The 22,529-nt window shown below is 69.6% G+C and carries 20 protein-coding genes, 1 tRNA gene and 3 pseudogenes; 18 read left to right on the top strand and 6 right to left on the bottom strand.

What is annotated here, in order from left to right; genetic code table 11:
- The first annotated feature begins 251 nt into the window (after nucleotides 1-251).
- From ACH4SI_RS22405 to ACH4SI_RS22395, 3 genes are all read left to right on the top strand, one after another.
- Nucleotides 252-3,119 (top strand): tetratricopeptide repeat protein, encoded by a 2,868-nt coding sequence (locus tag ACH4SI_RS22405; RefSeq protein WP_398298214.1) that lies wholly within the window; start codon nucleotides 252-254, stop codon nucleotides 3,117-3,119.
- 123 nt (nucleotides 3,120-3,242) lie between these two features.
- On the top strand, nucleotides 3,243-3,527 hold the full coding sequence (locus ACH4SI_RS22400) for a hypothetical protein (RefSeq protein ID WP_398298212.1): 285 nt from the start codon (nucleotides 3,243-3,245) through the stop codon (nucleotides 3,525-3,527).
- The gene (locus ACH4SI_RS22395; RefSeq protein WP_398298210.1) at nucleotides 3,524-3,814 is read left to right on the top strand and encodes a hypothetical protein; all 291 of its coding nucleotides are present in this window, start codon (nucleotides 3,524-3,526) and stop codon (nucleotides 3,812-3,814) included. The genes ACH4SI_RS22400 and ACH4SI_RS22395 overlap by 4 nt, the downstream gene beginning before the upstream one ends.
- Before the next feature lie 339 nt (nucleotides 3,815-4,153).
- Here the strand turns inward: ACH4SI_RS22395 and ACH4SI_RS22390 are convergent, their stop codons facing one another.
- Complete coding sequence (locus ACH4SI_RS22390) at nucleotides 4,154-6,460, bottom strand: polyprenyl synthetase family protein (RefSeq protein ID WP_398298208.1); 2,307 nt, start codon at nucleotides 6,458-6,460, stop codon at nucleotides 4,154-4,156.
- A 153-nt stretch (nucleotides 6,461-6,613) separates the two neighbouring features.
- On the opposite strand from ACH4SI_RS22390, the gene ACH4SI_RS22385 reads away from it, so the two are divergent.
- The 3 genes from ACH4SI_RS22385 to ACH4SI_RS22375 are packed head-to-tail and all read left to right on the top strand — an operon-like array spanning nucleotide 6,614 to nucleotide 8,921.
- A complete protein-coding gene (locus tag ACH4SI_RS22385) occupies nucleotides 6,614-7,225 on the top strand; it encodes an ATP-binding cassette domain-containing protein (RefSeq protein ID WP_398298206.1) in 612 nt (203 codons plus the stop codon).
- The gene (locus ACH4SI_RS22380; RefSeq protein ID WP_398298204.1) at nucleotides 7,222-8,124 is read left to right on the top strand and encodes an ABC transporter permease; all 903 of its coding nucleotides are present in this window, start codon (nucleotides 7,222-7,224) and stop codon (nucleotides 8,122-8,124) included. Before ACH4SI_RS22385 ends, ACH4SI_RS22380 begins: the two co-directional genes overlap by 4 nt.
- A 56-nt stretch (nucleotides 8,125-8,180) precedes the next feature.
- Nucleotides 8,181-8,921, top strand: a complete 741-nt coding sequence (locus tag ACH4SI_RS22375) for a GNAT family N-acetyltransferase (protein ID WP_398298781.1) — start codon at nucleotides 8,181-8,183, stop codon at nucleotides 8,919-8,921.
- Nucleotides 8,922-8,959: 38 nt separating this feature from the next.
- Here the strand turns inward: ACH4SI_RS22375 and ACH4SI_RS22370 are convergent, their stop codons facing one another.
- Nucleotides 8,960-9,505, bottom strand: a complete 546-nt coding sequence (locus tag ACH4SI_RS22370; protein ID WP_398298202.1) for a DsbA family protein — start codon at nucleotides 9,503-9,505, stop codon at nucleotides 8,960-8,962.
- A gap of 16 nt (nucleotides 9,506-9,521) precedes the next feature.
- Between ACH4SI_RS22370 and ACH4SI_RS22365 the strand changes: the two genes are divergently transcribed.
- The 3 genes from ACH4SI_RS22365 (at nucleotide 9,522) to paaK (ending at nucleotide 12,677) form a co-directional block, all read left to right on the top strand.
- On the top strand, nucleotides 9,522-9,944 hold the full coding sequence (locus ACH4SI_RS22365) for a zinc-binding dehydrogenase (protein WP_398298200.1): 423 nt from the start codon (nucleotides 9,522-9,524) through the stop codon (nucleotides 9,942-9,944).
- 958 nt (nucleotides 9,945-10,902) lie between these two features.
- Nucleotides 10,903-11,334, top strand: a complete 432-nt coding sequence (gene paaI / locus ACH4SI_RS22360) for a hydroxyphenylacetyl-CoA thioesterase PaaI (protein WP_398298198.1) — start codon at nucleotides 10,903-10,905, stop codon at nucleotides 11,332-11,334.
- 83 nt (nucleotides 11,335-11,417) lie between these two features.
- The gene (gene paaK, locus ACH4SI_RS22355) at nucleotides 11,418-12,677 is read left to right on the top strand and encodes a phenylacetate--CoA ligase PaaK (RefSeq protein WP_398298779.1); all 1,260 of its coding nucleotides are present in this window, start codon (nucleotides 11,418-11,420) and stop codon (nucleotides 12,675-12,677) included.
- 74 nt (nucleotides 12,678-12,751) lie between these two features.
- Here paaK and ACH4SI_RS22350 read toward each other — a convergent pair.
- Nucleotides 12,752-12,949 (bottom strand): annotated as a pseudogene (locus ACH4SI_RS22350) (aminoglycoside phosphotransferase); the annotation flags it as partial.
- Between the two features lie 399 nt (nucleotides 12,950-13,348).
- On the opposite strand from ACH4SI_RS22350, the gene ACH4SI_RS22345 reads away from it, so the two are divergent.
- From ACH4SI_RS22345 to ACH4SI_RS22330, 4 genes and pseudogenes are all read left to right on the top strand, one after another.
- A complete protein-coding gene (locus tag ACH4SI_RS22345; RefSeq protein WP_398298196.1) occupies nucleotides 13,349-14,446 on the top strand; it encodes a winged helix DNA-binding domain-containing protein in 1,098 nt (365 codons plus the stop codon).
- A 75-nt stretch (nucleotides 14,447-14,521) separates the two neighbouring features.
- Nucleotides 14,522-14,598: transfer RNA gene (locus tag ACH4SI_RS22340), tRNA-Met, on the top strand.
- 218 nt (nucleotides 14,599-14,816) lie between these two features.
- Complete coding sequence (locus ACH4SI_RS22335) at nucleotides 14,817-15,632, top strand: class I SAM-dependent methyltransferase (RefSeq protein WP_398298777.1); 816 nt, start codon at nucleotides 14,817-14,819, stop codon at nucleotides 15,630-15,632.
- A 128-nt stretch (nucleotides 15,633-15,760) separates the two neighbouring features.
- Nucleotides 15,761-15,859: pseudogene (locus tag ACH4SI_RS22330) on the top strand (dioxygenase); the annotation flags it as partial.
- A gap of 8 nt (nucleotides 15,860-15,867) precedes the next feature.
- Here the strand turns inward: ACH4SI_RS22330 and ACH4SI_RS22325 are convergent.
- Together ACH4SI_RS22325 and ACH4SI_RS22320 are read right to left on the bottom strand one after the other, a co-directional pair.
- Nucleotides 15,868-17,247 (bottom strand): PHB depolymerase family esterase, encoded by a 1,380-nt coding sequence (locus ACH4SI_RS22325; protein ID WP_398298194.1) that lies wholly within the window; start codon nucleotides 17,245-17,247, stop codon nucleotides 15,868-15,870.
- Nucleotides 17,248-17,555: 308 nt separating this feature from the next.
- Nucleotides 17,556-18,479 carry an alpha/beta hydrolase family protein gene (locus ACH4SI_RS22320; RefSeq protein ID WP_398298192.1) on the bottom strand — a complete coding sequence of 308 codons (924 nt, stop codon included), beginning with the start codon at nucleotides 18,477-18,479 and terminating at the stop codon, nucleotides 17,556-17,558.
- 427 nt (nucleotides 18,480-18,906) lie between these two features.
- On the opposite strand from ACH4SI_RS22320, the pseudogene ACH4SI_RS22315 reads away from it, so the two are divergent.
- Nucleotides 18,907-19,629 (top strand): annotated as a pseudogene (locus ACH4SI_RS22315) (hypothetical protein); the annotation flags it as partial.
- Between the two features lie 98 nt (nucleotides 19,630-19,727).
- Complete coding sequence (locus tag ACH4SI_RS22310; protein WP_398298775.1) at nucleotides 19,728-20,144, top strand: transposase; 417 nt, start codon at nucleotides 19,728-19,730, stop codon at nucleotides 20,142-20,144.
- A gap of 95 nt (nucleotides 20,145-20,239) precedes the next feature.
- On the opposite strand, the gene ACH4SI_RS22305 is transcribed toward ACH4SI_RS22310, so the two are convergent.
- Nucleotides 20,240-20,674: a VOC family protein gene (locus tag ACH4SI_RS22305; protein ID WP_398298190.1), complete on the bottom strand. Its 435-nt coding sequence runs from the start codon at nucleotides 20,672-20,674 to the stop codon at nucleotides 20,240-20,242.
- 191 nt (nucleotides 20,675-20,865) lie between these two features.
- Here ACH4SI_RS22305 and ACH4SI_RS22300 point away from each other — a divergent pair, with 191 nt between their 5' ends.
- The 3 genes from ACH4SI_RS22300 to ACH4SI_RS22290 are packed head-to-tail and all read left to right on the top strand — an operon-like array spanning nucleotide 20,866 to nucleotide 22,338.
- Nucleotides 20,866-21,021, top strand: a complete 156-nt coding sequence (locus ACH4SI_RS22300) for a hypothetical protein (protein WP_398298188.1) — start codon at nucleotides 20,866-20,868, stop codon at nucleotides 21,019-21,021.
- 19 nt (nucleotides 21,022-21,040) lie between these two features.
- A complete protein-coding gene (locus ACH4SI_RS22295; RefSeq protein ID WP_398298186.1) occupies nucleotides 21,041-21,382 on the top strand; it encodes a PadR family transcriptional regulator in 342 nt (113 codons plus the stop codon).
- Complete coding sequence (locus ACH4SI_RS22290; protein WP_398298184.1) at nucleotides 21,379-22,338, top strand: hypothetical protein; 960 nt, start codon at nucleotides 21,379-21,381, stop codon at nucleotides 22,336-22,338. Before ACH4SI_RS22295 ends, ACH4SI_RS22290 begins: the two co-directional genes overlap by 4 nt.
- Nucleotides 22,339-22,529: the final 191 nt, after the last annotated feature.

Here is a 22,529-nt window from a genome sequence, read left to right as displayed (position 1 = left end):
CTCCGGAGGTGGGCCGCTACCTTCCGCCGCCAACCCCGACGGGTGTCGTTTCTCACCGGTAAATTCCTGTTAAGAGAACGTTTCGCCTCGAACGCTGTCCGAAAACCGGCGCCCGAAATAGGTGCTCAAGGGGGATCGAAGCGCACAGAGGGGGCGCTCAAGTACTTTTCGAGCATATACGTGATTGTCCGGTGGTTCACTTGGCTCAGGCGTGCCCACGGGGGCACAGCCCAATGGGGGGTACACCGGATATGGCCACGCCCACGCCCGTCCTCACGGCACTGGCGATCTACGAAGCCGGCAAGAAGGCGTACGAGGCATACCAGGGCATCGTCGCCTTCGTCAGCCTCGGCAGCCACAGCCCCACTCCCGAAGAGGAGATCCTGGCCGAACTGGAGGTGCTCCACCAGGATTTCGTCGCCCTGCAAGGGCGGTTCGACGAGGTGCTGGAGGCCGTGAAACAAGCGGTCAGGGTCGAGCAGCAGGCGTATGTCCTCAATCTGCGGCGCGATCTGGAAGGGCTGCGCGGGCGGGCCCGCACGGCCACGGACGAGCTCAGCGCCTGGGTCGCCGGCGGGCGCAAGGACCCGTTCCTGCGGTCCAACGCGGACAACAACTCACGGCTGGCGGCGAACACGCTGCTGGAGGGCGACTCCTACTTCTACCGCCCGGACCCGAATTCGCCGGAAAGCGTCTTCGACCACCGGCTGGCCCATATCGCCTATGTCTATGTCCTGACGGTCCGGTTCGGCGTGATCGCCGGGCTCAATCCGCAGTACCGCGACGACCGGCTGGCCCGCGAGGAGCTGACCCGGCACGCGGCGCGGCTGGACTGGGTCTTCCAACACGCCGACCAGGCCATCGAACCGCATACCGGCGGCGGTCCGGACGACCGCGGAAGCTACATCCTGGGCTACCAGTGCGTGGACCACATCACCGGCTACGACACGGGGCACACTCAACTCGGGTGGCGGCCCGGTGGCCAGGCCGAGTACGACGACGCCCGGGCCTACTACTCCGATCAGATGCGCGCCGATATGCGGGTCAGGACGGGTCTGGCCAAACTCATGGCCTTCCACGACACCGTGGCCTACTGTGCCAAGGACCCGCACACCCCCGGATGGTCCCCCTGGACCCCGGTGGAGGTGCCGGACACCATCGTGTCCCTGGCCGCGGCGTCGGACCGGCCGGGCCGCACCGTGCTGGTGTGGCGGGACCCGGACAAGGCACAACTGCGCACCACCTCCTACGACTCCACCGCGACCGCACCGGCCTGGAAATCGTCCGTGGCCATCAGCGCGGAGAAGATGTTGCGGAAGGAACCCACGCTGCTCGCCCTGTCGTCAGGGCCGGGCCTGGTCACGGTCGTGATCCAGGGCAAGGACGGCGGCGTCTACGCCACGCACACCGATCCCACCCGGCCGACCGGATGGCTGGACGCCCCGGTCAAGCTGAGCGGCGACGCCACCGACATCGGGTTCACCGGAGCTGCCGCCGCGGCGCCGGGCTCGGTCGTCGTGCTGTGGCTCGACAACGGGACCGGCACACTGATGGCCACGTTCCAGGACGCCAGGGGAGCGTGGGGGCCACCGCAGGCGGCGACCCCGGCAGGCGCCGTGTCGCTGAGCTCGGACCTCACGGTGACCTGCCCATCGCCCGGGGTGGTGCTGGTGGTGTGGACCATGAACTACCGCACGCTGCACAGCGTCACCTACGACTCCCACGCGGCCTCCCCCGCGTGGAGCGCGCCCACGCAGATCGCCGAATTCCCCGGCGACGACTTCGCGGCATCCATCTACGCCATGGGCACGGGCGACGGAAGGGCCGACGTGGTCTGGCAGGGCAAGTTCGGGGCCATGTGGAACATCCACTACGACGGCGGCTGGAGCGCCCCGTCCGAGATCACCCCACGGCACCTCACCCACTGGGGCGTGCCCTACACGATCGTCCCGGCGGTGACCGGGGACCGGCGGGCCAACTGGTTCTGGCAGGGCCGGGACAGCCGCGTCCAGACCATCTACCGGGATCCCCAGCAGACCCAGTGGTCGGCGCCGCAGTGGCTCGGACAGCCCTGGTGGTCGTATTCCGAGGTCGCCGCGGTGCCGCGGGCGGCGGGGAGCGTAGCGCTCTATCGGGTCGACTACGGCAGCGAGATCGGTGAGGTGCCGAGGCTCATGACGTGTTTCTACGACACGGCCACGCCGACCGCGCCGACCCGGATCGCGGACGCGCGAGCCCTGGTGGCGAGGGCCCAGACCCTGTGGAACCTGCCGGGCCCGGCGCGCGACGAGGCCAACGCCCGGGCGGCCGACGCGATCGCGGTCGCCCGGGAGGCCGTGGCCCTGGATCCCGGCTACCGCGCGATGCTCGCGCAGTGGCTGGTGTTCCCGGCGGGCACGTATCTGTTGGCCGGCGGCCACCACGACGAGGCCATCACCAGCATGCAGGAAGCACTCGGCATCTACGACGAACTGCTCCGCGAACAGCCCGACTCCGACGAGTTCGCCTACCGCAAGGCCTGGACACTCGTCACCCTGGCCCAGGCCCTGTGGGCCAAGCCCGACCACACTCAAGGCGTACAACGCGCCATCGAGGCCACCGACCTGCTCCGCCGGCTCGCTGTCGAGAAACCCCCCTACCTGCCCGGGCTAGCGCAGTGGCTGGTGTTCCCGGCGGGCACGTACCTGATGGGCAGCGGGCGCCACGACGAGGCCATCGCCCGCATGCGGGAAGCACTCGCCCTCTACGACAAACTCATCCACGAACAACCCGGATCCGACGAACTCCCCTGGCGAAAAGCCTGGACGCTGATCAACCTGGCCCAGGCCCTGTGGGGCAAGCCCGAGCACACCCAGGGCGCACAGCGCGCCGTCGAGGCCACCGACCTCCTCCGCCAACTCGCCACCGAGAACCCCGGGAGGTATCGCGGAGGGCTGGGCGACTGGCTGATGTTTCCGACGATCCCCTACCTGCGGCAGTCCGGCCGCCGCGACCAGGCGCTCACACGGGCGCGGGAAGCCGTGGACATCTACACCGCCCTCAATGCCACGGACCCCGCGGCCTATGGGCCGAAGCTGGAGGCGGCGAAGAAGCTTGTCGCCGATATCCAGGCCGATTGACGCATCGCGGCTTCGGATGCTCCTCTACCGCGCCGAGGCCCGGATAGGCTGTGGGGGTGCCGAGTGCGTCTCGACGGTTCGGCCGCGGGCCGTCGAGACTCGACGCGACGAAGGGAACGAAGGATGAGCGCACAGCCGGACCACCCGACTGGCCGCCGGGGCACGGCGATCCCGCACACCATCAACGCCATCGGCGACGCGCTGAGCGGCGCGCAGCGCGCCCTCTTCTACAGCGAGGTCCTGGCCGCCGAGGAGGAGGACGTCCCAGGTGTCATGCGCCGCTGGTGGAAGTCCGCGATGCTCGACCGCGCCCCCGGCGCCGAGGACAGCCGCGCGAACGCCGCCGCGGGTCGCCGTCTGGTGTCCGTGGACGAGCTGGCCGACCGCCTCGAAGGCGCCGCCCGGTGAGCGAAGCTCCACGCCGCGGCTGGACCGTCTGGACGGAGGAGATCCCGGCCCAGACGATGCTCGACATGCCACCGGACCTGTCCAAGAAGGTGGTCAACTTCCTGAGCGCATTGGCCCTTGAGGTCGGCGGCGCGGTCGACCGCGACCGGCGGCCGCCCGGTGACCCGATGGACGACCTCGGCATCCGGTTCAGCCTCCAGATCCCGGGCGAGCCCGTCGTATTCGAGTACACCGTCCTCCGCGAGATCGCCGAGATTCGTATCCCGGTGCTGGTCTGGTTCCTCTGACACTACCTTCGAAGCGAAGCGCCCCGGTGTCGCTTCGCACTGGAAGCGACACCGCGGCCCCGCGCATGCGCCGACGTCCAGTAGCCGACCTCGGCAGACCGTTTTCCGGACGCGATCCCCTTGAGGACCACATCGCCCACCAAGCGCTGCGAACCAACGTCAGGGTGCGCCTCCAGGACGGCGAAGCTGAACCCGGGACGGGGTTCAGCCCCGCTATGAGTTCCGCGAAGGTACGGGCGGCGTTGCGGGAGGGTGGGCTCAGCCGCCGGAGATTCCCGAGGACCGAGGCCGCGCCGGAAAGGCAGCCGACCCCGCGCCACGGCCCGCAGCCTCCAGCAGTCACTCCGGTCGCACGGGCGACGCGGGCAGTCCGCCGCGGTCGGATTCACGTTGAGCGGCGTACCAGCCCAGGGCGCGCACCATGGCCTTGTGCGGGGTGGGCGGGAGGAGAGGGGCCAGGTCGGTCCAGGCTTCGTCGACGAGGGTGCTGGCTTCGGTCGTGCAGGCTTCGAGCGCCCCGCTGTGGAGGATGAGCTGGGATGCGGCGCGCGCACCGGTGTCGGAGCGTTGCCGGAGCGAGTCGCGCAGGCGCTGGCGGTCAGTCGCGTCGAGGCGTGCGACAGCGTGGGCCACGGGGTAGGTGACCTCGCCGTTGCGCAGGTCCTCGGCGGGGGACCGGGTGGTGATGCCCTGCTGGTGTTCCTCCGCGGTGACCAGCCCGTGCAGGTCGGCGACGTCGTCGGTGATCTGGTAGGAGGTTCCGACCGCTTCGAAGTACCGGCAGATGGCGTCGAGTTGCCGCTCGTCGGCGCCGCCCAGGATCGCGGCGACTTCGGCGGTGCTGCGGACGAGCATTCCGGTCTTGAGGCGGTGTGCGGTGCGGACTTCGCCGAGGAGCGGACGGGCGTCGCCGGTGGCGACGGCTTCGTCGAACGCGGTGTGGTGTCCGGCGATGTCGAGGGCCTGGCCGGCGTGGGCGGCGCGCAGGTCTCGAAGGTAGAGACGGTAGATGCGCAGCATGGTGGCCGGGTCGGCCTGCGGGACTCGCTGCATGAGGGCGTCGAAGGTGTAGTAGCCGAGGGTGCCGGCGGTGATGGCGGGAGCGGTGCCGAAGACCTCGTGGACGCTGGGACGGCCGCGCCGGGTGGGAGAGTCGTCCTGGATGTCGTCGATGACCAGCGCGGAGACGTGAAGGAGCTCGGTGATCGCGGTGAGCGGCCGGTAGGGCTCGGGGTCGGCGTCGAGGAGGCACAGGACGGCCGCGGCGACGTAGGGGCGCCAGGAGCGTCCGGGGTTGTTCAGCAGGTGGAGGAGGGGAGCGGCGACCGCTTGGTGGAGGCGGAGACGTGCGCTCGCGTCGAGGCCGGTCAGGCCGCTGGTGCCGGTGAGGAGTCCGAGCGCGGCGTCGTCGCGCGGGTCCGGGGAGTACAGGGTTGCGGCTTCCGCGCCGGCGATCTCGTGGGTGCGGCGCATGTAGTGCTCGAGGTCGCCGATGGTGTTGGTCGGGAGGGTCTCCAGGAAGGCGGTGCCGCTCACGGGTGTGGTTCCCATGGTGCCGTGGGCGGCCGCGGGGCTCTCCCACATGGCGCGGCCCACGACCAGGGTGCGGATCTCGCCCTCGGCGGTTGTTGCGGTGATCTCGGCGTCCAGGCCGAGGTCGGGCACGCTCACGTGCACGGTGGTGGGGTAGGTGTTGAGGGTGGCCAGCGAGGTCCAGTGCTTCAGGGGCCGCCAGGTCAGGTCGTGGTGGCTCACGGTGCCGTCGGGGGCGACTGCTGTGGCGCGGGTGAATTCCAGGCCGCCGATACCGGTGGCGGGATCGCTGGTGCGGGAGTGGATGCAGCTGATCTCCCAGCCGTTGCCGAGCTGGATACCGGCCCACTCCCAGGTGTGGTCCGGCGTCCCCGGGGATCGTTGGGCGTTGTAGTAGGTCGCGCCCCAGTCCTGCTCGAACCAGGCGTGGCCCTCCAGCCGTCTCCGGGTGCCGTTCTCCCGGTGAACCGTGCCGTGGGCGTGCAGCCTCGGTACGAAGTACGACGTCATCGCGTCCGCGTCAGTGGGAAGCCGCCCTGGGTAGCGGCCCTGGGCATCGAACTGCGGGGCTGCGGCTTTGGCGGGGGCGAGGACGAGTTCGAAGCGTTCCCGGTCCCGGAAGGCCAGTCGGTAGCCGCCGTCCTCCTGGCGGCGCAGGGCCGCCAGGTCGCCGAAGGAGATGTCCAGGGTCCCGGCCGACTCGGCCACGGGCTCGGCCAGCAGTCGGTCGGGCAGCAGGGGGCCTTCGGCGAGGGCCTGTGTCAGTGCTTCGCGGACGCGCTGATCCTGTGCCGTGTCGCCCGCGAGTGCCTTGCGGACCGTGTCGTGCATGGAGGGCGTGAGCCAGGTGCTCCGGGACACGCCCGTCGGGCCGGAGCAGACGGCCACCAGGGCGTGGCCGGGGGCGGCGGCATCGTCGTGGACGTCCTGGTGGCGCAGGATGCTGATCATCCACGTGTACGCGTTGCCGTCCTCGTCGCGCAGATGGCCGTTGAGGTACCACGCTTCGGCGCCGGCGGAGGGGTGGGGCAGGCCGAAGGCGGCAGGGTCGGTGACGTCATGCGGTGTGGCGTGCGACGGGACATGCGCCGTGGGGCGGGAGGAGGTGGTCATGCGGGGAAGGTAGATGCCCGTCGCTTCCGCGATGGGCTACTGGCCGTCCGGCCATCAGATCGGATGAAAATTCTGCGGATAAACATCCGGATCGCCGTGTCGTAGCCGTCCCCTGCTCGTTAGAGCGGAACACCAAGGGGAGGGAGGCCATCGATGGACGTACGGGGCGTGCACCACGCCTACGGCCGGCGTGAGGTCCTGCGCGGCATCGACCTGCGGCTGGAGGCGGGAGTCCTGGCCGGTGTCGTGGGGGAGAACGGCGCGGGCAAGTCGACCCTGCTGAAGATTCTCTCGGGCGAACTCGCCCCCGACCGGGGCACGGTCATCCACGAGGGCAGGTTCGGGTACTGCCCTCAGTCAGCCGTCCTCAACGACGCGCTCACCGTCCGCCAGCACCTGGAGTACTTCAAGGTCGCCTACGGCCTGAGCAACCTGGGCCGCGCCGAAGAGGTCATGGGCGCACTGCAGTTCAGCGAGTACGCCGACGAGCGGACCGCGGTCCTCAGTGGCGGGACCCGGCAGAAGCTGAACCTGACCCTGGCCCTCATGCACGACCCGCACATCTTGCTGCTGGACGAGCCCTACCAGGGCTTCGACTGGGACACCTACCAGCGGTTCTGGGACCTGGCCACGTGGCTGCGCGATGAAGGCCGGTCCGTGCTCGTGGTCTCCCACCTCGCCTACGACGCCGAACGTCTCGACGTGTTGTGGCGCCTGGACGGCGGTCTTCTGCACGAACAGACCACGGAGCGTGCGGCATCATGACGCCCCGCCGGCCCTGGCGCCGCCACCGCATGTTCTTCACGACCGCGACCCGCTACGCACTGACCGAGCATGTGCGCAACCGCTTCGCCATGGTGCTCGTGGCCCTGTTCATCCCGGTGTGGACGGCGCTGGCCTTCTATTCGGTCCCGGACACCCGCACCCGCTTCCGGCTGCGCGCCACCGGACACCTGCTCACCCCTCACGGCAACCAGCTCACCGAGATCACCGGCGCCCTCAACGCCGTCACCCTGATCATCGGCTTCATGATGTTCGCGGCCTCCTTTGTCAACGGCCGCTTCGACCGCCGCCTCGCCCTGGCCGGTTACCCCCGCACTCACCTCGTCCTGGCCAAGCTCATCTCCCTCACACTGATCTCCGCAGCCGTAGCCGCCTACGCGACAGCCCTCACCTGCGCCTTCTGGAAACCCCAGCAACCGGCCCTGCTCGCAGCGGCCCTCTTCCTCGCCGGCATCACCTACGGCGCCCTGGGCGTCGCCTTCGGCTCACTGCTACGCCGCGAAGTGGAAGGCATGTTCGCCATCGTGATGACCAGCGTCATCGACCTCGCCCTCCAAAACCCCCTCTACAGCTCCAGCTCGAACGGCAGCATCGTGCGCTACCTGCCCTCCTACGGCGCCATGCAGGCCGCCACGGGCGCCGGATTCTCCGCCACACCCCTGCCGAAATACCTGGCCGTCCAGGCCGGATGGTTCACGGCCTCCGCCCTCACTGGTCTGCTAGCCTTCCACATCCGCACGCGCAACAGCCTCAACAGACCGCGACCGCGCATCATCACGCCGCGCACCCCCGGACTTGAAGTCCGTTCCTCCGGCCGACGGGAAGCGTTGTACAGGACGCAAAACCATTGCACACACGACAAGACGAGAGGTTTGCGGTGACAGATGTGACGGCCGCGGTCGAATCGGTGGGGCAACTCTCCACGGTCTGGCGCGCCATGGTGCTCGACCGGGACGAGGAGGCGGACGTACGGGATCTTCCGGGTGTCGTCGTCCGCTGGGCCGACTGCCGCTTCGCCTTCTGGAACGCGGTGACACTGACCGATGTCGGGGCGGACGCGGCGCTCCTCGCACAGCGTCTGGGCCAAGCGGCGGACATCATGCGGTCCAAGCAGCAGCCGGGCTTCCTGTGGCTCTTCGAGGACCTGCTCGCGGACGACGCGCGCGCGGGACTGGGCGAGGCGGCACAGCGCGCGGGACTGGCCTACGCCTTTCCCGGTACCGGCATGGCAGGCGACCTGCTGCCGATCCCCGAACCGCACCACCCGGACCTGACGTTCGAGCGGGTGACCACCGACGCACAGCTGCGGGCTTACGCGGACATCAACTCGCGCGCCTACGGCTTTCCTCTCGAGGCAGGCCGTGACGGCATCGTCGGCTCCACGGTATGGAAGAAGGAGGTGTACGCCTACCTGGCCCTGCGGGATGGTGTCCCGGTCGCCTGCGCCGCGACGGTCGAGGCTCAGGGCCGCCTGTTCGTCCTGCTCGTCGCCACCGACCCGGACGCGCAGCGTCGAGGGTACGGCGAGGCGGTGACGCGCAAGGCGCTGTACGAGGGCGGCCGCGCCACCGGACTGACCCGCGCCACTTTGCACGCGACCGCCGCCGGGGCACCGGTGTACCCGCGGATCGGCTTCGAGCCGAACACACCGATGCGCTTCTACGCGCTGGCGGACTGAAGCCCCAGCCCCGAGGACAACCGGGCCCATGCGCGTAGTCAGCGTCCGTGGGTGGTGTTCGGACCGTTGTGGTTTTCGTCGAGCGCGGCCGCGTACGCCTCCTCGGCGTCGATGCCGGGAGTGCGCACGCGGACGAGCGCCGCACGCAGCTCGTCCGCTCCGGTGTCGTCCATCACGACGCCGGTCTCGGCGGCGAGCCGGGCCAAGGTGGGGCGGTCGGAGAGGCACAGGCCGTCGGTGAAGTACGCCCGGAACAGCCGTTCCGCCATCGGCTCGCCGCGCCCCTGGGCGGCTGCCTGGGCGAGGAGGCGGTGGGCGTCGAAGGTGTGGGTGAACATGGCCGGCCGCAAGTTCAGCTCCAAGCCGTCCGCGGCGCCGAGAGTGGTGTCGGAGGCGATCTGCCGTGCGGTCGCCTCGCCGAAGTACCGCTTGTGGATCTCGAAGAGCGGCTCACCGGCGGCGGGCGCGTCCGGCGCGGCCTGGAAGGGGAGGAAGGCCAGCTCCACGTCGCCACGGTGCCGCGGGACCGTCGCCGTGACCGGTGCGGCCGGGGCCGTCGGCGGGTAGGCGGTCGAGCTGGCCAAGGCCGACGGGCTGACCGTGATCGCGGACGCCGCCCGGCACGACACCGAGCTGGTGCGCGACTTCAGCGCCGACCACGTCGTCGAGCGCGGCATCGATGTCGCCGCTCGCATACGCGTGCCGGCCCCCGACGGTGTTCCCGGCCTCGTGCACGGCTCGGTGCAGACCACCTGGACGGTGCCCGCCATCGCCGACGGCGGGACCCTGGCCGAGCTGCGGGGCTGGTCCGGCCCGGCAGAGCGCGGCATCCGGGTCCGCCCAGTGATGGTGCCGGACGGCATCACCGACACCGAGGGGCTGGACACGCTGCGCCGCCAAGCCGAGGACGGCACGCTGACGCTGCGCGTCGCCGAGGTGCTGCCCGCCGACGAGGCGGCCAGGGCCCATCGCATGCTGGAGACCGGAGGCCTGCGCGGTCGGGTGATCCTGGACTTCTCCTGAGCTTTGCCCCTGCCGGGGGCCTTGGTGTTTTCCGGCACGGCATGGCACGCACACCCGGCCCAGGTACCGCCCAGGTACCACGCGCAGGATCGTGAGAGGGACGGGCCTCAGGGCGCGGGAACGCCTGCCAGTTCGGCGAGGTGGTCCGGGGTGCTGGTGAGCCGGCGTAGCCGACGAAGGCGAGCGCGAGTACGCCGATCTCCGGCGATCGGATGAGAGCTTTCGACAGTGCGAGCCGTCCCCGGACAGCAGCGCGACCGGCAAACCCTCGCGGGCGATCAGCGCGTGCGCGGCGGTCACTCGATGCCGCGGGCGAGCCTCCCTTCCATCGCGTCGACGTACCAGCGTCCGCCTCTGACAGCGGTCTCTCATCGAGATCGACCGTCGCCCAGGTGCGGTGCGCCGTGGCGGGGCACCGGACCGCGTCGGCCGAGGTCGCGGCGTCCACTTGAGCATTGACCCGAGTACGGACCCGTCGACCGCGTCCGGGTCTCGGCCGGGGAGCCCACTGCGTGCCACTGCCCGTCGACGAGGTTGGCCGGTCCGTCGGGCGACCGGTGGCCTACGCCCACGATCAGGCGCGCCGCGTTCAGGCAGTCGCGGAGTTCGTCGAGGACGACGCCGACGGGGGCACGGTCGCCGGGACCGGACGGGGCCTGTCGGCCACGGCGGTGAGCACGGACATGGGTCGATCCTGGCGTGAGGGGATCGGTTATGCGTATGCGCGGCGGAACCGGGCCTCGAATTCTTCGAGGGATGTGCCCCGGGGTCTCGGGCACTGTCCGCGGCGGCCTCATCGACCAATGCCCCGCCACGCCGCTTGGCCATGGCTTTTCGAGTCCGAGAGGCTTCCTCTGCGGCATCCATTGCATCTCTTGACAGGTAGTGGCCCGGCTGGATTACTTGGCCGTGCCGCTCGGTACCGAATGTTCGGTCGGGAATGGAGGTGGTGGAATCAGTGACGCAAGCCACAAACGCGACACAGGGCCCCGTCGAGCGGATGCTCGCCATGGACCAGGCATCCCGGCAGTTCGGCATCGAACTGCTGGAGCACGGCGAAGGGACCGCCGCGCTCCGGATGACCGTGACCGCGGCGATGGTCAACGGTCACAGGATCGCCCACGGCGGCTGTCTCTTCCTCCTCGCTGACACCGCGTTCGCCTGCGCCTGCAACAGCCACGGTCCGGTGACCGTCGCCGCCGGAGCCGACATCGACTTCATCGCCCCCGCGTACGAGGGAGACGTCCTGGTGGCCACCGCCCGGGAGCGCACCCGGTTCGGCCGCAGCGGCATCTACGACGTGAGCGTCCGGCGAGGCGACGAGGTGATCGCAGAGTTCCGCGGCCGCAGCCGTAGCATCAGGAGCACGCACCTCGAGGAGTCGCCGTGACCAGCGAAGCCAAGATCCCGCCGACCGCCGCGGTCCGCCGTGGCGAGCCTCTTCCCGCCCACCTGCTGGACGACGCGGAGCGGATGTCCCGCGAGGAACTGAGAACCCTTCAGCTGAGCCGACTGCGAACGGCGTTGCGGCACGCGTACGACAACGTGGAGCTGTATCGCAGGAAGTTCGACGACGCCGGAGTCGCGCCCGAGGACTGCCGATCACTGGAAGACCTGGCCCGCTTCCCCTTCACCACCAAGGCCGACCTGCGTGACACCTATCCCTTCGGCATGTTCGCCGTCCCCATGGACCACATCCGCCGCCTCCACGCCTCCAGCGGCACCACCGGCCGCCCCACCGTCGTCGGCTACACCGACAACGACCTCTCCCTGTGGGCGGACGTCGTCGCCCGCTCGATCCGCGCGGCCGGCGGCCGCCCCGGCCACAAGGTGCACATCTCCTACGGCTACGGCCTGTTCACCGGCGGCCTCGGCGCCCACTACGGCGCCGAACGGGCCGGTTGTACGGTCATCCCGGCCTCCGGCGGCATGACCGCACGCCAGGTGCAGATCATCCAGGACTTCAAGCCCGAAATCATCATGGTCACCCCCTCCTACATGCTCACCCTGCTCGACGAGTTCGAGAAGCAGGGCATCGATCCCCGGTCCACCTCCCTCCAGGTCGGCATCTTCGGCGCGGAACCCTGGACGGAGGAGATGCGCCGCGAGATCGAGGAGCGCACGGACATCCACGCCGTCGACATCTACGGCCTGTCGGAAGTGATCGGCCCCGGCGTCGCCCAGGAGTGTGTGGAGACCAAGGACGGCCTGCACGTGTGGGAGGACCACTTCTACCCCGAGATCGTCGACCCCCTCACGGATGACGTCCTGCCCGATGGCGAGGACGGCGAACTGGCCTTCACCTCCCTCACCAAGGAGGGTCTGCCGGTCATCCGTTACCGCACCCGCGATCTGACCCGGCTGCTGCCCGGCACCGCCCGGCCCGCCTTCCGTCGTATCCAGAAGATCACCGGCCGCTGCGACGACATGATCATCCTGCGTGGGGTGAACGTCTTCCCCAGCCAGATCGAGGAGATCGTGCTGCGCACCCCCGGCGTCGCCCCGCACTTCCAGATCCAGCTCACCCGGCGCGGCCGCATGGACCACATGACCATCCGCGTAGAGGCCCGCCCCGGCGTCGGCAACGAGCAGCGGGAGGCGGCTGCCAAACGGATCGCTCAGGGCGTCAAGGACGGCGTCGGTGTCACCGTCGAGGTGGCGATCGTCGAGATGGAGACCCTGGAGCGCTCGCTCGGCAAACTCCGCCGCGTCAAGGACCTGCGCCAGCAGTGATCGCCACCGCCCCGCCGCCACACCATCAGGCGACAGTAGATCCGGTCAAAGAATCACAAACCGCCCACTGAGGGTGCCGACCCGTCCCGTACCCGCCAGTACAGCTGCTTGCTCGCGACCGTGGCCGGCACCCCGCCGGCATCCCCATCAGCCTCGGCGAACCCGCAAACCCCACGCCGGGCCGTGCAGCAGCGCGAGATTGGTGGAGCATGCGCCACATCGAGGTCCGCCAGGCCCCAAGAGGCCGCTGCCCAGTGGACGACGCCGGTGATCGGCACCAGTCGGCCCCGGGGACAGCGCGTCCTCGAACAGCACGTGCTCGCCGGAGCCTCACCGCGCACGCCCGCTGCTGTGCCGCCGAACTCCTCGATCAGGCCGGACTCGCCGACCGGGCCCGGCATCTGCCGGACCGGCCACTGGTGACCTCCGGTGCCTGGATGCGTCCCGGCGGCGCGGTGGTCCAGCGCGCCTCCGCGCAAGCACTCGGTGTGCGCGTCGGCGACCACGTCACCATCAGCTTTATCCGTGGAGCGACACCGCGCAGGGGCTCGGGCCGTCCGACTTCGGCGGCAGGATCCGACTCACCTCCCAGGAGCACTCTCTCGTACACAAAGGATCACAGCCGAGCCTTGCGGACGGAACTTGTCCGCAAGGCTCGGTAGCGTTCTCTCATGCCGAACATCGTGCTCGACCGCCGCACGCTCAACCGGGCCCTGCTGGACCGTCAGCTGTTGCTGGAACGCTCCGAGATGTCCGCTCTGGATGCGATCGAGCACCTGGTGGGCATGCAGTCGCAGGCGCCGGACGCGCCCTACGTCGGGCTCTGGACCCGGCTGAAGCGCTTCTCCTTCGCCGACCTGGCAAGCCTGATGACCGAACGCCGCGCGGTGCGGCTCGTGCTGATGCGGGGAACGGTGCATCTGGTGAGTGCGTCGGACGCCCTGGCGTTGCGGCCGGTGCTGCAGCCGATGCTCGACCGCCAGTTCCGTAGCAGTACCTGGGCGCCCGGAGTGCGGGGTGTGGACCGGGAGGAGCTGGTGGCTGCCGGGCGGGTGCTGGTGGGGGAGCGGGCGCGGAATCCTGCGGAGCTGCGGGCGGCGCTGGGCGAACGGTGGCCGCAGGCGGATCCCGGCTCACTGGTGAACGCGCTGCGTAATTGGGTGCCCCTCGTGCAGCTGCCGCCGCGCGGGGTATGGGGCAAGGGCGGGCAGCCGGTGTACGCGACCGTGGAGGAGTGGCTGGGGCGGGCGGTCGAAAGCCCCGACCCGGAGACTGTCGTCAGGCGGTATCTCGGCGCCTTCGGCCCGGCGGGCGTCGCCGACCTGCAGAAGTGGTCCGGGCTGACGGGGCTGCGCCAGGTCGTGGCCGGACTGGAACTGCGGACGTACCGGGACGATCAGGGACGGGTGCTGTACGACCTGCCGGACGCGGGCCTGCCCGACCCGGATACCCCGGTGTCCGCACGTTTCGTCGCGGACTTCGACAACCTGGTGCTCTCGCATGCCGACCGGTCCCGCATTCTCGGGGAGGTGGCTCCGGGCCGGGTGATGACGGCCAACGGGATCGTTCGCGGCACGGTCCTGGTCGATGGATTTGTGGGCGGTACGTGGAAGTTCGAGCGCCGCCGAGGTGAGGCGGCGGTCCTGGTCGAGCCGTTCGGGCGGCTGGGGATCGCTGACCGGGAGGCGCTGGAGGTGGAGGGCTCTCGGCTGCTGGTGGCCACCGATCCGCAGGTGTCGGCCCATGCTGTTCGGTTCACGGGTAGTTGAGTTCGGTACCGAACACCACCGGGCGCGGAGTACGTCGAACCCCCTCGCCCGCGCCATGTAGGGTGGGCGGACCGACGCGGGGTGGAGCAGCTCGGTAGCTCGCTGGGCTCATAACCCAGAGGTCGCAGGTTCAAATCCTGTCCCCGCTACCAGCGCACCGGCCCCCTCGACACCATGTCGAGGGGGCCGGTTGCATGTACAGGTGCTGCCCTACGGAGCCGCCCCGATGGCTGATGGCGCTCGTAGGCGGTCAGTGCGCGCGTGACTGGCTGGTCGCGCCTGATGCTGGCTCCACTCCTCAGGTCCTTTGGCATCGTTCATCTAAGCTGGTGTGGTGGCTGATGAGCAGGAGTGGGTGCGGCCGTCGGGGGTGTGGGCCACGGCGGTGGGGGTGGCCAGGGTGCGGGCGCTGGAGAGTGAGCGGGTGAATGCGTTGTTCCGCGACCCGCTGGCGAAGGCTTTCGCCGCCGCCGGCGGCCTGTGGCCCTCTTCGCCGCCGCTGCCTGATGACGAGGCTGCGCGACGCCGCCGGCTGGCCGTGTCGTTCTCCATCGTGATCAGGACGAGGTTCCTGGACGACCTGTTGCGGCAGGCCTGCCTGTCCGGAGTCCGGCAGGTCGTGCTGCTCGGCGCAGGGATGGACAGCCGGGCCTTCCGGATGGACTGGCCCGAGGGCACCCGGCTGTTCGAGGTCGACACCGCCGCGCCACTGGACTTCAAGGCTTCGGTGTTGCGCCGGGAGCGGGCCGTCGCGCGCTGCGAGCGGGTCACCGTCCCGGTGGATCTGCGTGAGGATTGGCCAGGGGCGCTGGCCGCCGCAGGGCATGACCCGGGCGTGCCGACCGTGTGGATCGCCGAAGGGCTGCTGATCTATCTGCCCGAGGATGCGGTGGAGCTGTTGCTGGCCCGGATCAGCGCGCAGTCGGCGACGGGGAGTCGGATGGGGCTGACGTTGGGCTCGCGTGGCGTGATCGAGCGCTTCGGCGCGGACGCGGTGCCGGGATCGGCGGCGTCGATGTGGGTCTCGGAGATGCCCGACGACCCGGTGGGCTGGCTGGCCGGGCACGGTTGGGAGGCCGACAGCCGCACCCTGCGCGAGTGCGCTGCCGCCTACGGCCGCCCGATGAGCACCCCGCCGCAGGGCGAGGAGCGGCCCGGCGGGCTGATCTCGGCGGTCCGCCGGTAGAGCGCCTCCCGGTTACCCGCGACCGCAGGGCGGGCGGACTGTCCGGGGTGCGGGTTCTGGTCGGGGCGAATACGCGGCTCCTACCTGCGAATTCCTCGTTTGGGAATTCGAGGTTTCGAAAAGCGCCGGAAGGTCCGTTCAACTGGGGCCCACCGCCACCACCCTCGTTCCTTCACCCGGAAGACCTCGCGGAACTCATGACCGGCCGGCACGCGTCCCGAAGCTGAATCAGGACCTAACGGGATTGATCGAAGAGCCAGTCGATGACGACGTCGTTCTCATATGTCTGTGCCCACGCGAAGTGTGGGTTCACCGGTGTCGTTCCGGTCGTGTAGCTGGTGAACAGCACGTGGCTGCCGGCCCGGCGCGCCCGGCTCAGCAGGGCCTTGGACCGGGCTTCGAACTCCGGCTTGGGCAGGTCATTGGCCCACTCCCCGCGGGTGATCTGTGCACCGGCGCTCTCCAGCGCTTTCATCAGCGTCCAGGTGCCGGGCTTTCCGAACCGTCCCTCGCGGTAGGGGACCACCGGGTCGTCGATGGAGTGGTCGGCCCAGATCGGGATGTGCGTGATCCGCTCCATGGTGGACGGGTCGCCCCAGCCGGCGGTGGCCAGGGCCGCGGCGAAGGTGTGGGGATAGCTCGGGAGCAGGTTGAAGATGCCTCGCGCACCTGATGACAGGCCGACGAGATAGAGCCGATGCGTGTCGACGGGGCGCTGCTTCGTGAAGGTGTCGATGAGTTCGACCAGTGCCGCTCGGACCTTGGGGTCGGTCCAGTCCGTATTGTCGGGTCCGTCCATGGGGCGGGGCAGTGGGATCTGGGGTGCGAGCACGAACGCGGGGTGCCGACGCTGGCGTTCCGGCTTGGCGAAGGTGACGGCGATGCGATTGGCGGTGAGCTGGGTCATGTTGTTGTCGGCGACTTCGCCGCCGCCATGCAGGGTGACGACGAGCGGATACCGGGTGGCCGCCCCCGGACGCCGTACGAACCCTTCCGGCTGATAGAGCCGGAAGGCCAGCTCGAATCCCGTGGAGTCGGTGAACGATCCCGCGGTGAAGTCGTCGACCACCGGGGTGATGACGTCGTCGTTCCGGATCGCCAACGGACCGGCCGGGAGTACCAGGTCGCCGCCGGGGGTCCTCACGTCAGCCATCTGCCGGACGGCGTAGGCGCGATGGAGCGGAAGGGGGTCGGTGCCGGAGGCTTGCGCATTGGCGTCGTCCGGGTCGAGCTCGATGATGAGGTATCTGCCCGGCCGTCCGGCCTTGGGGTGGTCGTCCGTCCTGGCCGCGGTGTTCGGGTAGGCCCGAGTGACCGTTCGGGCTGCGCTCTGCCTGCCGAGGTCGGCGGTGACCTGGAACGCGGAGGGTGGGATGACGCCGCCGTGCATCTGGAGGGGGTGGGTGTAGCGGATGGCGACGGCGGTCACCCGCCAGTTGTTCCTGGGCGTCACCCGTGTGATGAGGGCGGTCCGCAGAGCGGGACCGGCCCCGGACGCCGCCGGTAGTCCCGGCGCCGGGGCATCGGCCGTCGCAGTGGCCGCGTTGATCACCGTCGAGGCGGTGACGGTACCCGCGGCCATGGTGAGCGCCGTACGTCTGGTGATGTCTCTCATGGGTCCTCCGTAAGGTGTCGGGCGGCCCGCGAGGGCCGGACGTGGAGCCGATTGCCTGGTGCGGTGAACCGAGAACGATCCGTACGGTGTGGTGAACGCCCCGACGCGCGGCCGAGCGGCGTCCTTCCGGGGCGAGGCAGGTGGGGGCATCGCCCTGTCATGGGGGAGTCTCCAAGCCGTGTCCCATCGGTGTCCAGCACCGAACCCGAGATCTGTCGATGCGTCATGTGCATCAATCCGGAGGCGTGCTCGTGCCCCCGGAGCGACGGCCTCATGTCCGGGGGCACGGTGTCGGTCGCGGCTCCCGCTCAGAGCGGGCAGGTGTCCTGCCAGCGTGTGACCAGGGAGGGGTTGGTCTTGTCCGCTTCCCGCGCGGCACCGCACAGGAACGGGCTGAAGCGGGTGTCGCCGTACAACCAGCGGCTGAAGAACGACACGATCCACTTGCCCTGCTTGGCCTTGTTGCCGTAGCCGGTCATGGGGCAGAGATGGTCGCCGGGAACCTCGATGTAGAGCTTCTCGGCCTGGGACATGGAGTTGTACCAGGGCAGAGCGTAGGTGTTGCCGTTGGCGACGGGGTCGCTCTGGCAGGTCATGAAGAAGGTGGGGTCGGTGACTCTGGAGAAGTTCTGGTTCGGGTTGTACGGGGCCAGGGGCACGCCCGCCTTGAAGCGGGAGTCGTCCCGGAGGGCCACCATCACACCACCGCCGCCCATCGAGTGACCGGCCGCACCGAGCGTGCCGTTCACCTTCCCGTGGATCGGGTTGCCGACGGAGGCATTGAACGAGAGCAGCTGGGTACCGGCGGCGCTGATCTGGCGGCCGCGCGAGGCGGGATCGTCGCTCAGCGTGTGGGTGCCGACGTTGATGACGACGAAGCCCCAGGAGGCGAGGCGGGGCGCGAGCCACTGAAGGTTCTGCTGGGTGCCTTGATAGCCCGGCATCAGCACGACGCCCGGGTACGAGCCGTCGGCCGTCGGGTAGGTGATCGTGCCGGACCCGTACCCGCTCGGGTTGGGAACGGTGTAGGTGGCAGTGGCCAGCGGCCCGTTCGTGGCCTCGAGCGAAGCGGTGGTCGGATTCGGGATCGTCGCGAGGACGGAAGCGTTGCCGACCGACGAGCCGGTCGCGGGCTTGCTCTGGGACTGCCGCTCGGTGGCTGCCGTCGGTGTGGCGGAGACGGTCAACAGTGCCGAGGCGAGGGTGGTGGCCAAGGCGATCAGCACGGCCACGGCACGGGGCCGTAACGGCGAAGTCCTTGTGGACGAACGACGAGTTGGACGCATCGATGGACCTCCAGGATGCGGCGTGGGTACGCGCTGCCGTAGGCGCAGCGCGACCGCAGAGTAGAGTGCGCCGGAGAAATCCTGAAGTCGAACGACCGCCCCAACTCTCAAGGGGTCTCTCCGGTAGCCACAGCCCTGCTCCAGCAGTGGATCCGCCAAGCCGAGCAGGACGACATCGATCCGCGATTCGGGGCCCATCCGGGCTGATTCATGAGTGCTTCCGTCGTGTGGCGATCACAACGTGCCGAGTCCTGCTGCCGACGGGCAGCGGTGCGTCGGTGTGTTCAGTGGCGGGTCGGCTGGAGGCGCGTGATGCGGTCGAGGTCTCCGGCGAGAAGGCCGCGGATGGGGAGTAACGGAGAGGACGGCAACAATGACCAGCACACAGAGCGCCGTCGAGGAGAGCCCGACGAAGGTCCCCGACTTCCCGATGGCCAATTCGCCGGGGCTGCCCGTTCGATCCGGCTCCGGGCCTGTACGCCCAGCGGCAGGAGGGCCCGCTGACCCGCGTGCGGTTGTGGAACGGCAGCACCCCGTGGCTGGTCACCGTGCTTCGCCGAGCAGCGGGCCTTGCTGGCGGACCCGCGCGTCAGCGCCGACGCCAGGACGCGTGAGTACTCCTTCCAGTGTTCTGGTGGCCGGGGCCTCGGCGGGTGGGCTCTCCACAGTGGAGGCCCTGCGGCGCAAGGGATTTCAGGGTGGCGTGACCGTGCTGGGAGCCGAGTCGTACCAGCCCTATGACCGGCCGCCGCTGTCCAAGCAGGTTCGTGGGCCAGGATGGTCTGGCCGGGGTCCATGTGCTGCGTACGCTCGAAGACGCGGTGGCGCTGCGGGCCGAGCTGATGGCCGCCTCGCGTGTCGTGGTGATGGGGTACGGGGTGCTCGGCACGGAGATTGCCGCCACCGCACGGGAGCGTCGGTCACCCTGGCCGGGCCGCAGTCGGCCCCGCTGGAGAGCCAGTTTGCCTCCTTGGTGGCCGGGCAGCTCGCGGCACTGCACACCGAGCGCGGCGTCGTACTGCGGCTCGGCTCGGCGGTGACCGGGCTGGCCGAAGAGAGCGGGCACGTCACGGGGGTGTGCCTGGCCACCGGCGAGGTGCTGCCCGCTGATGTGGTCGTGGTGGCGTTCGGGTCCGCCCCGGCGACGGACTGGGCTGGCGGGCAGCGGCCTGAAGGTCGACAACGGGGGGGTGTCTGGTTCCGACCCGTGACCGCACCATCGTCGAACAGTCGAAGAACTACCGGTATTCCATCAACCACCAGGTCGTCATCGACGCCGACTTCCAACTCGTCGTCGCCATTGGCCGGCCGCTGCCTGGCAACCGCAACGATTGCAAGGCGTGGGAACTTTCAGGCGCGAAGGCCGCCGTCGGCCGAGCTACGGTCATCGCAGACGGCGGCTATCGGGGCAGCGGCTGCTCATTCCGCACCGCCGTGAACGCGGCCAGACCGAACTGCCAGTGTGGAGAGAGGAGCACAACACCTCCCACCGCAAGGTCCGGGGACCGCGTCGAGCACGTCTTTGCGCGGGTGAAGGCATCTGAAAGGCGACGGCGTTCACACCGCCATGCTCGGCATCGCCCGGCTGTACAACCTAGCCCTCGCGGGTAACTCCCGCGCATATGGGGTGAAGTAACTTCCGCCCCTTGCGAGATCAGAGAGTCCCAAGGGAGGTGGTTCCCCCACCTCCCCGGCTCGAAGAATGTTCAGTCGATGCAGAACTCGTTGCCCTCGATGTCCAGCATCGGGATGCATGACTCGTTTTCCTCATCGGCGTACAGCGTTTGCACGTGGGTCGCGCCGAGCGCGACTAGTCGTGCGCACTCGGCTTCGAGCGCGGCGAGGCGCTCGTCCCCCACGAGCCCGGTGCCGATCCGGACGTCGAGATGCACCCGATTCTTGACGATCTTGCCTTCGGGGACGCGCTGGAAGTACAGGCGCGGGCCCACGCCTGAGGGATCACTGCAGGCGAACCATGATCCCTGCTTCTCAGGAGGCAGGGTGCGGTTGAAATCGTCCCAGGTGCTGAACCCCTCCGGTGGCGGCGGTATGACGTACCCCAACACTTCACTCCAGAAGCGAGCGAGGCGCTCAGGTTCTGCGCAGTCAAAGGTGACTTGGAACTTCTTGATCTCTGACATCGGCGTACCGTATCGCGGACCAGGGGGCCCTGCCGCTCATTTCCCCAGGCGGACCCGCCCCTCACCCGTCGCATCCCGGGCCGCCGCCTTGGACGCCAAGTGATCGAACCGGACAGTCCACGGGAACGACGCGAGGTCCATGGAAGATTCAGCGGAGGCGAGTCGGGTCCGGCGGACACGGTGGGAATGACATGTCTCCCGGACCAGGTCGCGGTGGGCATCCGTCAACGCCGCGCGGGGGCGTCGACGAGACCGCCGTCGCGCACGCCGGGCGGGAGAGGGTGGTGCTCGCCGCGGGCGTGGAGGCGCTGCCGATGATCAGCCAGGACTGGCGGCATACTTCGTAGCTCGATATATACTCGACGCATGACGCGCCAGAACCCGTCCTTGACGGAACCGCAGTACTTCATCCTTGCTTCGCTCATGGATGGACCGTTGCACGGTTACGGCATCATCAAGGCTGCCGAGCGGGCCACCGACGGGCGGCTCCGGATCGCTGTCGGCACTCTCTACGGCGCGCTGGAGCGGTTGGAGCGGGCCGGGCTGTTGGCCGCCGGCCATGAGGAGATCGTGGACGGGCGGGCGCGGCGCTACTACCGGCTCACCGAAGACGGCACCGAGGCGCTCGGCCGGGAGGCGCTGCGGATGCAGCAGGCGGCGGCTGTCGTCATCGGACGCTCGCGGGATGCCGGAGCGGCCCCGGCATGAACCGTTTGCTGCTTGTGGCCTATCCCAAGTCCTACCGTCGTTCCCGGCAGGGAGAGGAGTTGCTGACCTGCCTGGCCGAGGCGTATCCCGGCCGTTCCTGGCCCCCGCCGCGGGAAGTTGCCGCCTTGGCGTGTGCCGGGGTGCAGGCCCGCGCCCGTGCCGTCGTCGACGACGCGGCTCGTCCGTGGTGGCTGGACGGCATCCATCTGGCCGCCCTGGCCCTCGCCGCGCTGGCGCTGGTTCCGTACCTACAGGACGTGTGGCACTGGGCACTGCACATCGACCCCGGACAGCACGCCATCGCTTTCCACTTCTCCGGCTGGTATCCGTGGGCCGGAGGCCCCACGCGGATACGGCTGCTGCCCTACGGGCTGCTCCCGCTGGGTTGCCTGATCGCTCTGCTGCGTGGCAGAGCGTGGATCGCGCTGCCGGCCGCGGCAGCCATGATCTGGGCCGGCGCCACGACCCACGGCCGCACCCTCTTCGGCAGCGAGGGCAAGGCGGGCTTGAGCTACTACGGGTTGGGCGCCCCGCTGACGGCCCGTGACCTGGTGCTCTCGGGGACACTGTGCGCCGCGTGCGCCGTGCTGGCGCTCTGCCGTCCCAGCCGTCTGCGACGCCGCTCGTACCGCTGGCTGCCCCTTGTCCTGCTCGCCATGTTCGTGGCCGGGGGCCTGCACATCATCTCCGTCAGTCCGGCTTTCCAGCGCGGTTTGTTCGTCCTCGAAGTCGCGGCGCTGATCGCCGCGTGGGTTGCGACGGCAGCCACCGGCGACCACCGGTGGCTGATCCCCGTCGCGGCGGTCGCGATCGTCCGCACGCAGGCGATCGTCGTCCAGCCGGACGCGTTCATGCAGTCCCTTCCGGACCTGGTCGTTTTCCTCCTGCTGATCGCGCCCCTCCCCGCCCTGGCGATCACCGCCCAGCGCCGACAGGGGCAGGCACTCCCCGAATAGGAGCGGACCCCCGGTGGATCGGCCGAGCCCGACGGCCCACGTCGTGCCACAAGACGTGCGTGCTTTACCCCCCTCAACGGAAGAAACAGAGCGATGACTCAGCACGATTCTCCGGCCCTGCCCGCGCACCGTCCGGCGGCCTCAAGGCAGGGCCCCGCCGACCCCAGCCCGTCGCGTACGACACGGCCGTG

It is taken from the genome of Streptomyces sp. NPDC021212 (assembly GCF_044332925.1).
GTDB lineage: Bacteria > Actinomycetota > Actinomycetes > Streptomycetales > Streptomycetaceae > Streptomyces.
The sequence above is the reverse complement of the archived record's forward strand: the minus strand, read 5'-3'. Positions and strand labels throughout refer to the sequence as shown.